This window comes from Streptomyces sp. NPDC059989, assembly GCF_042736975.1.
Classification (GTDB): Bacteria; Actinomycetota; Actinomycetes; order Streptomycetales; family Streptomycetaceae; genus Streptomyces.
Window position 1 is genome coordinate 207,442 of the sequence record NZ_JBHWUO010000004.1, and the last position, 13,413, is coordinate 220,854.

Here is a 13,413-nt window from a genome sequence, read left to right on the forward strand (position 1 = left end):
CAGTGTCCTTGCCTATTCCGGAGCCCGCTCTACGTTCGCCACCGTGATGGCCACCTACGACGAACACGCCGCAGTCACCGCCGTGTTCGGCGCACGCATGCTTCTGGACGAAGCCGCACCGTTCACCTGGCTGACCCGGGAACGCGACGAGGAAGCGTTCGTGCAGCATTCCAAGTGCTACTTCGAGGAGTTCCGCGCCCGCAAGAAGAAGGCGATCGAGCTGTTCTTCGGGAATGGGGTGGTTCGGCGCGCCGCTCAACAACTCCTCAAGCTTCCGGACACCGTCGGTCAGATGCGGCCGTTATGCGTTACTTTCTGTCGTCTCCTTGCGCTCGGTCGCAGCCGGATCGACGGTGGGCTGAACGCTTACCGCAGCGCTTGGAGGCTCCATGAGGAAGACCCGACGCACGGCGGCAGTATCCGCGGTGGTGCTCTGCGCACTGCTCACCCTCGGCGGCTGTGGTGGGGGTGGGGGCGGGGGCGGTACGGATGGCACCGCGGGTGGCGACGGCGGGCCCGGTGTCTCGGCCGGCGGCACCTCCGGCGACCAGGGCCGGGTTCCCGGCATCCCGGCCGCCCTGATCGGCAGTTGGAGCGGCGGCAGCTCCGACGGCTTCCAGTCCTCGGTGTACAGCTTCTACCCGGACGGCTCGTACAGGATGGACATCCGCAATGTGCGCATCGTCGGTCGTTTCACGGTCGACGGGAACCACCTCACGACCTACACCCAGGGGGGATCACCACAGACGTACCTGTGGGGGATCGGACCCCAGGGGTACCTGTTCCTCAACGGCGAGAGCTACGTTCCGTTCAGCTGACCCGGTCGACCTCCGCCGCCGAGGTGGTGGCCAGCCACTTCAGGCCGCCCTTGTATGACCAGTCCAGGAACGGCCCGAGCCGCCGTGGGGGCCGGCGGCCCAGACACAGTACGAACACAGGTACCTGCGGCCGCTCCCGTCGATCGACAGCCACTCCATGGACACCGCGAGCAGCCCCGTGATCACCGCGTCGGGGCTGGGCGTGGAGCTGAGCACGCGCACGTCCGAGAACGACATCACCCACCATGCGCCCATGACGGATATCCCTGCGGCGATGCCAAGGCCCGTACCGTTCCGGGAGATCACGCCACGGCGTCCCGGTCCGCACCCGCCACAGCACACCGTTGACCACCTGGCGATGGTCACCCCACGGACGACCACGCCGGTCCACCCGCGGCAACAAGGGTTCCATCCGCTCCCACGCCGCGTCCGTCAACTCACCTCGACCTGCCACGGGATCAATGATCAGAGACCTCGCGGTCCGACTCGCGAGCGGTGTTTTCCACGAACCGGTTCAGCCGATAGGTGCTCTGCTCCACTGGACGTCGACACAGCGTGTCAATCCGGATGAGCGATTCGTCGATCCCCGCCTCCCGAAGACGCCGCAAGTGCGCACGCAACTCTGCCTGGTCCCTTGTCTCAAGGACTACTTCCCACTGTCCGACGTCCGGCGTAGTGCGAGCAGCCAGTCGCTGCCTCCCCGCCTCTCGCCGCCGCTTCCTCTTCCCCTGTCCTGGCATCGACCCAGAATCGCCGGCCGACGTCAGCACAGCAAGAACATTGCGCCGAGCACCACGTCTACGCTCGGCGATCATTTGTCAGACACGGCCTAGTTGTATTGACCCGCGGCGTTGTTTACGCGGCTGATGGGTGGGTGTCCGCCGAGTGCTGTGTGGCAGCGGTGGTGGTTGTAGGTGTGGAGGAAGTCTGCCAGGGCTGCTGTCCGCTCGGTGTTTGAGGTGTAGGGCCGTTGGTAGGCCCATTCGTCGAGGAGGTGCGGTTGAAGCGTTCGACCTTGCCGTTGGTCTGTGGCCGGTAGGGCCGGATGCGTTTGTGGGTGATGCCCGCCGAGGTCAGGGCCTGGGTGAACAGCTTGGATTTGTAGCAGGCGCCGTTGTCGGTCAGGACGCGTTCGACTGTGATGCCGTGGGCCTGGAAGAACGTGTTGGCCCGCTGCCAGAAGCCGGCTGCGGTCTCCTGCCGTTCGTTGGCCAGGACCTCGCTGTAGGCGAGGCGGGAGTGGTCGTCGACGGCGGAGTGGACGTAGCTGTAGCCGATCACTGGTGTGGAGCTCTTGCGCTCGGTGGTGGTGGCCTGCCGGTTGCGGTCCCCGTCGGTTCGCCCCACGGCCCGCCATCCGCCGCCGTCGGGGATGTTGCCGAGCTTCTTGATGTCGAGGTGGACGAGCTCACCCGGCCGGGCGCGCTCGTAGCGGCGGATGGCCTGGCCGGTGGGCCGGTCCAGGAAGGCCAGGCGGTTCAGGCCGTGCCGAGCCAGGATCCGGTGCACGGTCGAGGCGGGCAGCCCCAGGACCGGCCCGATGCGGGCGGGCCGAGCTTGCGGGTTCTGCGCAGGTCACAGACCCGGGACTCGACCGCGGGGCAGGTCCGGTGGGGTGTCGTATGGGGGCGGCTGGACCGATCGTGAAGCCCGGCGTCGCCTTCCGTGCGCCAGCGGCGGACCCATTTGTGGGCGGTGGCCCGCGATATGCCCATCTCGGCCGCGACATGCGCGACAGGGCGGCCCGAGCGGACACGTTCGACCAGCAAGCGCCTACCGAAGACGGTCAGCCGGGCATTACGGTGGGACACGAAGACCTCCGTCGTGCAATGGGTTCCTAGACAGCTCCCACCACACCGGAGGTCTTCGCCATGTTCAAGACCTCACCAGTGTCAACAACGCTCGTGATCAATACACCTAGCGCCAGCGACCACTGGCTGCTGTTCCACGGTCAGTCCCACAGGGGGCTGACCGTGCACCACGTACTGCCATCGCACGCGACATCACCCGGGCCGACCACCCCGGAACACACACCGCCTCGAAGCTCACGGCATGTAGTAGTACGACGGATAGCAGTCGTTGTCCCATGCCTGGCCGGAGCAGATGCCGTCGTTGGCGGGGTCCACCGGCCGGAAGCGGGCCGTGACCCAGTACTTGTACTCCGCTTCCCACGGCGCCACGCAATAGCAGCCGTGTTCCACCACTTGTTCGGTTCCCCCGATAAGGGACCACAGGCCGAGAATCGCTGCCACGGTTTCGATGAATTTCACGAACTTACTCACGGCGGGAACGCCCCCCACTCCGACGATGAAGGCTCCACAGCCTTCCGCGGTTTCAGTGTGCGGACCCGGCCGGGCAACCGGTATGGGGCTTAGCCCGACACTCGGACAGGGATAACCCTGGATCGCCGCCGGGGTATCCCGTGAACCGCTGCCGGTTCCTCTGATGTCATGGTCAACAGTGCCGCGAGGCTGCACAGTTGACACATGGATCTCGACGATCGCGGCGGCCTGCACGCAGCGGGCGGTGCCCGGCCCTCCGGACGGTGGCACAACGCGGCCACCGGCGCGGACTTCACGGAACCGGTCCTTGCCGGGGCGCTCGGCTCCGCGTTCTGCGTCGCGGCGATCCTGATCTCCTGGCAGACGACCCCCTATCCGTGGTGGGTCGCCGTCCCTGCGCAAGTCGCCGGAGTGCTCTTCCTCGCGGCCGGCCTGTTCGTATGGACCCGCCAGCCCGGCGGGTCGCGCATGGCGAAGCTCTTGGTGGCCATGGGATTCACCTGGTACCTGGGTGACCTGCAGTTCAGCGGGCACGCCCTACTGGCGGGGCTCGGGTTCTGGCTCTTCTACCTGAACGCGGTCGTGCTCGCCCATCTCCTGCTCGCCTACCCCGACGGCCGGCTGCGACGTCGGGCCGAACGGCGTACGGTCGTCGCCCTGTACGCGGTCGTCCTCGTCACCCAGGGGCTGCGCACCCTCACCGAAGACCCCTTGCAACCGCAGATGGCCGGCGACCCCGACGCCGAGTACTCCGTGTGGGCGCCTGTGGGGAGCGTATCGGCGATCGTTCTCGCCTGCGTCGTCGTGGTACTGGTCATCCAGAGATGGCGGTGCGAGCCTCCGCCCGCGCGGCGGGAACGCGGACTGTTCTGGGCAGCCGTCGCCTTCATCGGCGCGGTATTCGCTGCGGGCTGCCTGGCAGCCGTGGCGAGAGCACCGGCCGCCTTCCACAGCGCGATGCTGCTGGCCTACACCTGCTCCCTGCTCGTGCTGGGGGGCGCGGTACTGCTCGGATCCCTCCGCGTGCAGATCGCACACCGGAGCGTGAGCCGGATGCTCACCGAGCTGTCCTCGGACAAGGAAAGACCACTGCGGGACGTACTGGCTGAGGCATTGGAGGATCCCACGCTCACACTCCACTACCGGCGCGCGGACTCCAACGATTACGTGAACGAAAGCGGCCTCCCCTCTCCGCCACCGCTGTGGTCGGAAGGGCGCGCGAGAACTCCCGTGGGGCCGCCGGGCGAGCCCCTCGCCTATCTGGTCCACGACGCGTTCCTCGTAGAGCGACCGATCCGTCGCGAGCTCCTCGATGCCGTCGTGGCCGCCGCGGTGCTCCACCTCGACAACGCCCGCCTGCAGGCCGACAATCGGGCGAGACTACGCGGTATCACGCAAGCCGAAGCGGCCGCCCGCAGCGCCCTCAGTCTCGCGCTGCACGACGGATCACAACACCGGCTCAGCACACTTCAGCACTTGGTCGGCCGGGCCCTCAAACACCAGGACCACGCCGAGGTGGTCCAGGAATTGAACGCCATCGCGGAGTCGTTGCACCTGGCCGTCAACGAGCTGCGGGAAGTATCCGAAGGCATCTACCCCTCCGCGCTGGCCCGCGGCCTGCGCGACGCCCTCGACCCCCTGGTCCAGCACTCCCCGATCCCGCTGACCCTCGACGTGGCTCCCACGCGCTGGCCGGCCGAGGTGGAATTGACGGCCTACTTCATCATCAGCGAAGCCGTGGGCAACGTCCACAAGCACGCCGCGGCCAGTCAGATCACCGTGGTCATCGCCGACGCGGAGGGCCGGCTCGCTCTGGAGGTCCACGATGACGGACGGGGCGGAGCCACCCACCGTCCCCATGGCAGGGGTCTGCGCGGCATGCGGGAACGCGCGACGGTCCACGGCGGTACCTTCACCATCGACAGCCCACCTCAGGGTGGCACGACACTCAAGGTGGTACTGCCATGCGCATAGTCCTCGCAGAAGACAGTGGCCTGTATCGCGATCTGCTGGTCCGCGCCCTCCTCGACTACGGCGACGTCGAGGTGGCAGGGCAGGCCGCGACGACCTCAGAGCTTCTGGAACTCGTCGAGCAGTGCACTCCCGACATCGTGATCATAGACATCGCCATGCCTCCCACCCCTTCCCAGCCTCCTGAGGGCGACGCGGGGCTGACAGCCGCGCGTGAATTGCGGCACCGTCACCCCGACTTGCCGATTCTCGCTCTCTCCCAGTACCAGGAGGTGTCCTGGGCCCAGGAGATCGCCGCCCTCGACGGTCCGGTGGGATATCAGCTCAAGGGACGGGTCGAAGACATGGACAGCTTGGTGCAGGCGATCCGGGACGTGGCCCACGGTGGTACCAGGATCGACCAGACACTGGTCAAGGCTCTCCTTGGGCGTAAACGTCACAACGACCCCATCGACCGGCTGAGCCCCACAGAGCGGCGGGTTCTCGAACTCATGGCATGGGGACTCAGCAACACCGCCATCGCCGCGACGCTCTCCTACGTTCCCAAAACAGTCGAGGGGATCATCACCTCCATCTACCGCAAACTGGAGCTCACCGAACTCCCCAGGGACGAGAAGGGAAAGCCCGTGGTCAACGGTCGCGTCATGGCCATCCTCGCCTTTCTGCGGTGGGGGCGCTCCCTGCCCTGATCGCCGGACACCCCTGGATCGTGGGGCCTGTTCAGCCCTGACGACGACGCTGCGGGGACGCCGGCGGGAGAGCCCGGCCTCGCGAGGTCGAGCTGCACGGGCCAGGCGGGCCCAGGCCGGTCAGCTCCGGCCCGGGTGGGCCGGGCTGACCGACCGCGCCCCCGTGCCGGCTCGCCGAAGGCGGGGCGTCCAAGGCCCGTCGGGCTGTCAGGGGGTCGTCGCGCCCGCGTTGCGGATCAGCTGACCGAGCACCTTCAGCGCGACGACGTAGTCCGCGTCATCGATGCCCTCGTGGAGGGCGGCACGGATCGCGGGCGCATTGCGTGCAAGATCCACCCGGGCCCGCTCCCCCTCCTCCGTGAGCCACAGCCGGTCCTCGGCGTCCCGCCTCAGCCAGCCGCGCTCCTCGAGCATCGCGGAGTCTGCCGCCAAGTCGTCCTCGGGCCGGATGTACGACTTCATCGCCTCCCGCAGCTCGGCCACGGTCATTCCCTCGCCATCGGGCGAGATGTCGTTCGCCGACAGGTTGCGCAGCAGCCAGAACTGGGGCTGGGTGTAGCCCTTTTCGAGCTGCCGGGCCCGGGTGAACGCGATCAGCGCCTCGTAGGCGACACCGGTCCAGTACGCGGCGGGCTGTCCGGCGAGTTCCGCATCGGACATCTGCTGGGTCGTCATGAAATGTTCCCTCCCTGCTCTTTCGAGCGAGAATTCTGCACCGCGAGCCGTGCAGGGCGGTCAGTCGGCCACGATGGTGTTCTGGGCGGCGCCGACGCGCCAGGTGCCGTCCTCCTTGACCAGGACGTAGAAGGGGCGGCCTTCGGGCCGGTCGGTGATCCGGGTGCCGTCGTGGTGGACGGGCTGCTGGCGGACGTTCACCGCGGCGACGTCGGGCCGCAGGAACAGCACGCGCTCTACGTCGTAGACGGCGGTGGACTCGGCCGTCGCACCGGGCAGCACCTTCTGGGTGAAGGCCGCGATCTCTTCGAAGCCCGACAGCCGCTCGCCGTGGCCGGTGGTCCACACCGGGTCCTCCTGGCGGAAGACACTCAGGAAGTGGTCGACCAGCTCGTTCTGCTGGGCGTGTTCGACCTCGGCGACCAGGCGGCGGATCTCGGCGACCTCGGCGTCGGTCCCGGGGCCGTCCGCGGCGCCGAACACCTCGACCGGCCGGTACGAGCCGGACACCAGCTCGGCCACGGCGCCCGGCCGGGCCGGCCGCCAGCCGAGCGCGGTACGGGCGGCGGCGCCGCTGACGCTCTGGTCGAGGGCGAGCGCGTCCGCGAAGAGCGGGCCGAAGTCCTCGGCGGCCTGCTCCACCGGCACCGCGTGCGGGGCGGCGAGCACTCCGGCCGCGCGTCCGGCGGCCCGGGCGAGGTCACGGACCGCGACGGCCGGCTCGCCGACGCCGTGCCAGACGGTGCCGGCCTCGGCCCGCTCGACGGCGGCCACGAACAGCTCGGCCAGGTCGTCCACATGAACGGTCGGCCAGCGCACGCCCTCCTCGCCGAAGTACTCGGGCACCCCCTGCCGGCGCGCCCGGTCGACCAGGATGGCGGGGATGCCGCCGCCGCGGCCGTACACGATGCCGGGTCGTACGACGACCGCGCGCACGCCCTCGGCGGCCTCGGCCAGCACCCGCTGCTCGATCCGCGGGCGGTGGCCGACGAGGTCGATCGGGTTGGTCGGGGCGTCCTCGCCGACCTCCTGTGCCTCCCCGGTGGCGCCGAGCACCCAGACGCCGCTGGTGTAGACGAAGGGGCGGCCGGTGCCGCGCAGGGGAGTGGCGAGCGCCTCGATGACAGCGGTGTCGACCTCGGCATCGCCGCTCGGGGGCGCCAGGTGGATCACGGCCTCGATCTCCCCGGTCACCGCACCGGCCAGGGAGGCCGGGTCGGCGGTGTCGCCGACCAGCTGGGCGTGCCAGCCCCGGCCAGGCTGCGGCTCGGCGCCCCGGGTGAGCGCGACAACCTGGTGGCCGGCCGCGGCGAGGTGGTCGGTGACGGCGGAGCCGATGTAGCCGGTGGCACCGGTGAGCAGAACCTTCATGACACTCCTGTCTTGAGGGTGAGACGTTACGTTACGTCTCGTTGGGCGGTAGGGTGACTTGATTCCTCGCTGGTCAGCCTGACGAAGTCGACCGGGTCCGGGTGGCGTTCAGAGGGCCCTGGGTACCCCACCGGTCGAGCACCGCGTAGGCGGGCTGCCATCGGTCCGCGTACGTGTGGTGCGCGGACTCGGGCAGGAGCTGCGTCAGAATGGCGGCCACGGTCCGCTCGGCGACGCCGTCCAGGAGCCACGGCAGGAGCCGTGCCGCGTCGGCCTCGATCCGCCGGGCGTGGGCGCGCCCGAAATGGTCCCACTGCTCCTTGCTCAGTATGGTCTGGACCAGTGGGAAGATGACTTCCTCCTCGTGGCGGAGGTGTCCGCGGAGGCCGGTGACCAGCGAGCCGGTGAGCTCACCGAACAGGTCGAGCCCGACATCGGGGCCGGCCAGCGTCCGGTCGATCGCATCGAGCAGCAGAGCGAGCGCGGCGTGCTCGGCCTCGATCGCCTCCAGTCGCGCCAGGGAGAAGGGGCGGCCGTTCAGGGCCTGGCGCAGGGAGGGCCACAGCGCGTCGTCCTCGGCGGCGTGGTGGGCATGCAAAGCCCTCCGGAAGAGCTTCCAGCCCGCGGCGGTGCGCAGGACGTTCCGGGGATCGGGATGGGCGCGGGCGGTGGCTCGGGCAAGGTGGTGCAACTCCCTTCGTAGTGCGTTGTGCATCGCGTACGTCACGGTCATGTCGAACCTGTCTCGCACGTCTGTCTGGCTCCTGGTGCCGGTGCCCGGGTGAGCCCGTGTCAGGCGGTGGTGTCATGACCGGATCCTCCGGGAACGGGGCAGCGGAAAGCCACGCCTGACGGAGCGGGGCATCATGGGAAGGGTGGCCGGGCGGGAGGACGGCTGGGGGAGCCAGGCCCTCGACGACCAGCCTGCCCGGTACCCAAAGCCTCCCGTGAGAGCCGTGTCCGGATCAACACAGGCTTCGTGCGTTGATCGATAACTCGACGGTTATCGCCGTACGGGAGCGGCGTCAGAACCGTAGTGCGCCGAGTTCGCGGACCGTGTCGGCGAGGGCGCCGATCAGCTCGTTCTCCGCCTCGGTCCGCCAGACCAGGGCGTAGGACAGGGCCGCCATGTCCGTGACGGGTATCCAGCGGATGTTCGGCATGCCCCAGTGCCGAGTGACGTGACTGGGAAAGCTGTGGATGATCTCACCCATGCCGACCCGGTTGATCAGCTCCCCCGCGTTGGTCACGGGGCGCCCACGCTCGATCGGCCGGCCCTGGGGAGTGTGGAACGGCAGGTAGCTGTCCTCCCAGTAGTCCGGCATGGCGGGTGCGACGACGTGTTGGAAGTCGGCGAACATCTCCAGCCGCGCCGACGTTCGCCGGGCGAGCTCGTGGTCGGCGGCCACGGCGAGGATCCGGGGATCCGTGAACAGGACCGGACCGACGGTGAGGTCCGGTTCCTCCACGGGCAGCCAGGTGACGAGGACGTCCATGTCGTCGTCACGGAGCCGGCCGAACGGATCCACGTACTCCAGCTGGCGAATCTCCAGCTCCCACTGGGGATACCGCGAGCGGAAGGCTTTCCAGTAGGGGTGTATGTCGACGAGGTTGAACGGCATCATGCCGACGCGAAGCCGGCCGGTGACACCGCGGGCCGTCAGCCGGGCGCGTTCCAGGGACGCGTGCAGGCCCGCATAGACCGGCTGCAGGTCGTCGCGCAGCTGGCGTCCGACGCTGGTCAGGCGCACACTGCGGCTGGTGCGCTCGAACAGCGCGGCGCCGATGCGCCGTTCCTGTTTTCTGATGGCCTGGCTGACCCGTGCCTGGGAGACCAAGAGCCGCTCGGCGGTCCGGCCGAAGTGCAACTCGTCAGCCAGGACCAGGAATATCTCGATGTCCCGCAGCTCCATCACGCCCCCGTGCCCTTCTCCGCCGACAAGCCAGCCCCCAGAGGCTGTCGAACCGCAGAAGTATATGTTGATCACGGTTCCGCGCGCAGGAGCAGAGACCGGAGCCGGTGTGCCGGACGGCGAACTCCTGCCGGCTCCGGGGCAGCGCGGCCCGTGGGGGGCCGCACAAGGAACGGGGCGGCGTACTCCTGTGCGCCCCATGTGTCCCCTCGGTGCCGGCGCCCGCCCCGCGTACGGTTCCGGGCCATGAGTGGATACGCGATGGAACCGGCCATGCCGACGGAAATCGGCACCCAGGCCTTGCCTCCCTCCGACCGGTGGTCCACGACCCCCGTGGCGCCGGCGCCGGTCTGCCGCTTCGAGAACTTCCTCGGCGCGGAACGTGCCGGCTCGCTGCTGGAGTACGCGATCTCCCGGCAGGACGACTTCAACGCGGGGACAGTCCTGGACCCCCTGTCGGGCCAGGTCTCCCACAAAGGCCGCAGCTCGCTCGTCCTGCCCGTGACCAGCTCCGTGTTCAGCGCGCACCTCGCCGACTGCCTGCCGCTGGTCCAAGAGCTCCTCGGTCACCAGGCCGCCCTCACGCAGACCTTGACGGTCCTGACGGCGCACGGCGAAGGGGGCCACTACGGCGTGCACACCGACGCCTCACGGGTCCGCGACGTCGGCACGGCCCTGTCGGCGGTGTACTACCTCCACCGCAAGCCCCGCGGCTTCGAGGGCGGCCAACTCCGGCTGTACGACACCCTGCTCGGCGGTGGCGGGGCGCAGCCGGCGGAGTCCTACCGCACCATCGAGCCCGAGCACGACACCATCGTGTTCTTCCCGGCCGCCGCCTTCCACGAGGTCGTCCCGTCCACCTGCCCGAGCGGGCGGTTCGCCGATCACCGGTTCACCCTCACGACGTGGATCAGCGACAGCGGGTCCGCGGCTCCGGTGCCGGACACCTCGCCCCGGATCTGGCAGTGGCTGGCCCGGGCGGCCGAACGCACCCGCCCGCTCACGGACATCACGCGGGACCACGACGGTGCCCGCCCCGTAGCCCTGCCGGCCGCCGACCCCGCGACCCGGCTCACCCTTCCCGGCCCCCGCACGACGCCCTGATCGCGGTCTCGGAAGCGGGGTCGCGGGTCCGGCGCGTCAGGGCCGCCCCGTCAGATACCCGCCCATGGAGGTGAAGTACTCGGTCGCGGGCAGCTCCCGGCCGTCCTCGGTCCGTACGCGGGTGATGGCCAGCCCGTGGTTGCGGCCGGTGCGGGCGTCGGCGCCCGCGACGATCACCACGCCGTCGCCCTCGCGGTAGAAGACGCGGCCGGGCGTGCCGCCGTACCGGCCCCGGGACACACAGGCGGACAGGACCTCCAGCCGGTTGCCCTTGTGGAAGGTGAAGGCGCTGGGGTAGGGCTCGGACTGGGCGCGGACCAGGCGGTCCAGGTCCTCCGCGGGCCAGGTCCAGTCGATGCGGCTGTCCTCGATGGACCGCTTGTGGAAGAAGCTGGCCTGAGAGCGGTCCTGCCGGGTGAACTGCGTCCGTCCGGAGGCGATGAGGTCGAGCGCGCCGACGGTGACCGGGGCGATCAGGTCGACGGTGCGGTGGAAGAGGTCGGTGGCGGTGTCCGTCGGCCCTACCGGTACCGCCTCCTGCCGCACGATGTCGCCGGCGTCGAGTTCGTCGTTCATCATGTGCGCGGTGACGCCCACTTCGGTCTCGCCGTTGATCAGGGCCCAGATCAGCGGGGAGAAGCCGGCGTACTTCGGCAGCAGGGCGTCGTGGATGTTGAGCGTGCCGTGGCGCGGGAGGTTGAAGACGCGCGGGGGGAGCCAGGTCCGCCAGTTGTTGGCCACGATGATGTCGGGGTCGGCCTCCTTGAGGCGCGCCAACAGCTCGTCGTCGTCGGGGCGGTTGCGGATCAGCACCGGGACGCCGTGCTCTTCGGCGAGGTCGGCGACGGAGTCGCTCCAGATCTTCTCGTAGGCGTGCTCGCTCTTGGGATGCGTCACGACCAGTACCACGTCGTGCTCGGAGTCCAGGAGGGCTTGCAGGGTGCGGTGCCCCCAGGTCTGGTAGCCGAACATGACGACCCGCATGGGGTTCCTCCTCGGAGCAGGGGGGTTGGCCGAAGTCGAGTAAAGCAAGGCTTGCCTAAGTGTGCAACGGTGCCTATGCGTAAGGGAGTTGACGATCACTTCCATTTTCGACTGCCCGGGTTGCCTATCGACAGGGCCGTCTGAATCAGGTTAGCCTTGCCTAAGTTTTGGGTCGCGGCTCCGTCGGCGTGCCCGACTTCCCCCCGCACGATGGGAGTGACATGGCACAGGCTCGTCCTGGCGACGCCCCGTTGATCCACGACCTCATTGGCATCGGCTTCGGGCCGTCCAACGTGGCCATGGCGATCGCGGTCAGCGAGCACAACGCGCACGTCGGCAGAGGAGAGGTGATGACCACTCACTTCTTCGAGCAGCAGCCGCGCTTCGGCTGGCACCGGGGCATGCTCATCGACGACGCGACCATGCAGGTGTCCTTCCTCAAGGACCTGGTGACGCTCCGGAACCCGGCCAGCGAGTTCAGCTTCCTGTGCTACCTGAAGAGCAAGGGGCGGCTGGTCGACTTCATCAACCACAAGAACCTCTTCCCGCTGCGGGTCGAGTTCCACGACTACTTCGAGTGGGCCGCGGACCAGGTCGACGACATGGTCTCCTACGGCCACGAGGTCGTAGGGGTCACGCCCGTGGTCCGCGACGGAGTCGTGGAGCACCTGGACGTGACGGTCAGGTCGGGGGAGGGGCTCGCGCTCCACCGGGCCCGCAACCTCGTCATCGGCACCGGACTGCGCCCGCTCATGCCGGACGGCGTGGAGCGCACCGACCGCGTCTGGCACAACTCCGACCTGCTGACGAAGGTCGACGCTTTGGAGGGTGCCGCCCCTTCCCGGTTCATCGTCGTGGGCGCCGGGCAGAGCGCCGCCGAGAACGTCGCCTATCTGCACCGCCGCTTCCCCGAGGCCGAAGTCTGCGCCGTCTTCTCGCGCTACGGCTACAGCCCCGCCGACGACAGCAGCTTCGCCAACCGGATCTTCGACCCGGAGGCGGTGGGCGACTTCTTCACCGCGCCCGAGAACGTCAAGCGCAGGCTGATGGACTACCACGGCAACACCAACTACTCCGTGGTGGACATCGACCTGATCGACGACCTGTACCGGCAGATGTACCAGGAGAAGGTCCTCGGCACCGAGCGCCTGCGCTTCCTCAACGTCTCCCGGCTGACCGATGTCAGGGAGACGCAGGCCCGGGTCCGCGCCACCGTCCGGTCCCTCGTCACCGGGGAGGAGACCCCGCTGGACGCGGACGTGGTGGTCTTCGCCACCGGCTACCGCCCCGCCGACCCGCTCGGCCTCCTCGGCGAGGTCGCCGACCGCTGCCTGCGCGACGACGAGGACCGCGTCCGCGTCGAGCGCGACTACCGCATCGTGACCGACCCCGAACTGCGCTGCGGCATCTACGTGCAGGGCGGCACGGAGCACACGCACGGCATCACGTCGTCCCTGCTGTCCAACACCGCCATCAGGGTGGGCGAGATCCTCGACTCGCTCCTCGACCGGGGCCTCAAGTCCGGTCCCGACGAGGTCCGTTCGGTCGCCGACGGGACGGGCAGCGCGGCCCGCTGACCGGCCCGACCACCCGTTCGGGCCTCACG

Annotated in this window: 12 protein-coding genes and 2 pseudogenes; 5 read left to right on the forward strand and 9 right to left on the reverse strand. The window is 69.0% G+C overall.

Annotated features, from left to right (window positions below; all coding sequences use genetic code 11):
• The first annotated feature begins 389 nt into the window (after positions 1 to 389).
• Complete coding sequence (locus tag ACFWBN_RS05775; protein WP_385171080.1) at positions 390 to 818, forward strand: hypothetical protein; 429 nt, start codon at positions 390 to 392, stop codon at positions 816 to 818.
• A 39-nt stretch (positions 819 to 857) separates the two neighbouring features.
• On the opposite strand, the gene ACFWBN_RS05780 is transcribed toward ACFWBN_RS05775, so the two are convergent.
• From ACFWBN_RS05780 to ACFWBN_RS05795, 4 genes and pseudogenes are all read right to left on the reverse strand, one after another.
• A complete protein-coding gene (locus tag ACFWBN_RS05780; RefSeq protein ID WP_385171256.1) occupies positions 858 to 1,073 on the reverse strand; it encodes a hypothetical protein in 216 nt (71 codons plus the stop codon).
• A gap of 18 nt (positions 1,074 to 1,091) precedes the next feature.
• Positions 1,092 to 1,272 (reverse strand): annotated as a pseudogene (locus tag ACFWBN_RS05785) (transposase); the annotation flags it as partial.
• Positions 1,273 to 1,647: 375 nt separating this feature from the next.
• A pseudogene (locus ACFWBN_RS05790) lies at positions 1,648 to 2,629 on the reverse strand (IS481 family transposase).
• A 234-nt stretch (positions 2,630 to 2,863) separates the two neighbouring features.
• Positions 2,864 to 3,070, reverse strand: coding sequence for a hypothetical protein (locus ACFWBN_RS05795; RefSeq protein ID WP_385171083.1), 207 nt, complete (start codon positions 3,068 to 3,070; stop codon positions 2,864 to 2,866).
• Between the two features lie 234 nt (positions 3,071 to 3,304).
• Between ACFWBN_RS05795 and ACFWBN_RS05800 the strand changes: the two genes are divergently transcribed.
• On the forward strand, positions 3,305 to 5,074 hold the full coding sequence (locus ACFWBN_RS05800) for a sensor histidine kinase (RefSeq protein WP_385171085.1): 1,770 nt from the start codon (positions 3,305 to 3,307) through the stop codon (positions 5,072 to 5,074).
• Complete coding sequence (locus tag ACFWBN_RS05805; protein WP_385171088.1) at positions 5,065 to 5,760, forward strand: response regulator; 696 nt, start codon at positions 5,065 to 5,067, stop codon at positions 5,758 to 5,760. Before ACFWBN_RS05800 ends, ACFWBN_RS05805 begins: the two co-directional genes overlap by 10 nt.
• 207 nt (positions 5,761 to 5,967) lie before the next feature.
• Here the strand turns inward: ACFWBN_RS05805 and ACFWBN_RS05810 are convergent, their stop codons facing one another.
• The 4 genes from ACFWBN_RS05810 to ACFWBN_RS05825 all read right to left on the reverse strand — a co-directional run bounded on the left by ACFWBN_RS05810 (position 5,968) and on the right by ACFWBN_RS05825 (position 9,719).
• Positions 5,968 to 6,435 carry a MarR family transcriptional regulator gene (locus ACFWBN_RS05810; protein ID WP_385171091.1) on the reverse strand — a complete coding sequence of 156 codons (468 nt, stop codon included), beginning with the start codon at positions 6,433 to 6,435 and terminating at the stop codon, positions 5,968 to 5,970.
• 60 nt (positions 6,436 to 6,495) lie between these two features.
• Positions 6,496 to 7,806 (reverse strand): SgcJ/EcaC family oxidoreductase, encoded by a 1,311-nt coding sequence (locus tag ACFWBN_RS05815; RefSeq protein ID WP_385171093.1) that lies wholly within the window; start codon positions 7,804 to 7,806, stop codon positions 6,496 to 6,498.
• A gap of 73 nt (positions 7,807 to 7,879) precedes the next feature.
• Complete coding sequence (locus ACFWBN_RS05820; protein ID WP_385171095.1) at positions 7,880 to 8,557, reverse strand: hemerythrin domain-containing protein; 678 nt, start codon at positions 8,555 to 8,557, stop codon at positions 7,880 to 7,882.
• A gap of 274 nt (positions 8,558 to 8,831) precedes the next feature.
• On the reverse strand, positions 8,832 to 9,719 hold the full coding sequence (locus ACFWBN_RS05825) for a LysR family transcriptional regulator (RefSeq protein WP_385171253.1): 888 nt from the start codon (positions 9,717 to 9,719) through the stop codon (positions 8,832 to 8,834).
• A gap of 246 nt (positions 9,720 to 9,965) precedes the next feature.
• Between ACFWBN_RS05825 and ACFWBN_RS05830 the strand changes: the two genes are divergently transcribed.
• Positions 9,966 to 10,823 (forward strand): 2OG-Fe(II) oxygenase, encoded by an 858-nt coding sequence (locus tag ACFWBN_RS05830; RefSeq protein ID WP_385171098.1) that lies wholly within the window; start codon positions 9,966 to 9,968, stop codon positions 10,821 to 10,823.
• 36 nt (positions 10,824 to 10,859) lie between these two features.
• Here the strand turns inward: ACFWBN_RS05830 and ACFWBN_RS05835 are convergent, their stop codons facing one another.
• Positions 10,860 to 11,807, reverse strand: coding sequence for a methionyl-tRNA formyltransferase (locus ACFWBN_RS05835; RefSeq protein WP_385171101.1), 948 nt, complete (start codon positions 11,805 to 11,807; stop codon positions 10,860 to 10,862).
• 221 nt (positions 11,808 to 12,028) lie between these two features.
• Between ACFWBN_RS05835 and ACFWBN_RS05840 the strand changes: the two genes are divergently transcribed.
• Positions 12,029 to 13,384 carry a lysine N(6)-hydroxylase/L-ornithine N(5)-oxygenase family protein gene (locus tag ACFWBN_RS05840; protein WP_385171104.1) on the forward strand — a complete coding sequence of 452 codons (1,356 nt, stop codon included), beginning with the start codon at positions 12,029 to 12,031 and terminating at the stop codon, positions 13,382 to 13,384.
• Positions 13,385 to 13,413 lie beyond the last annotated feature (29 nt).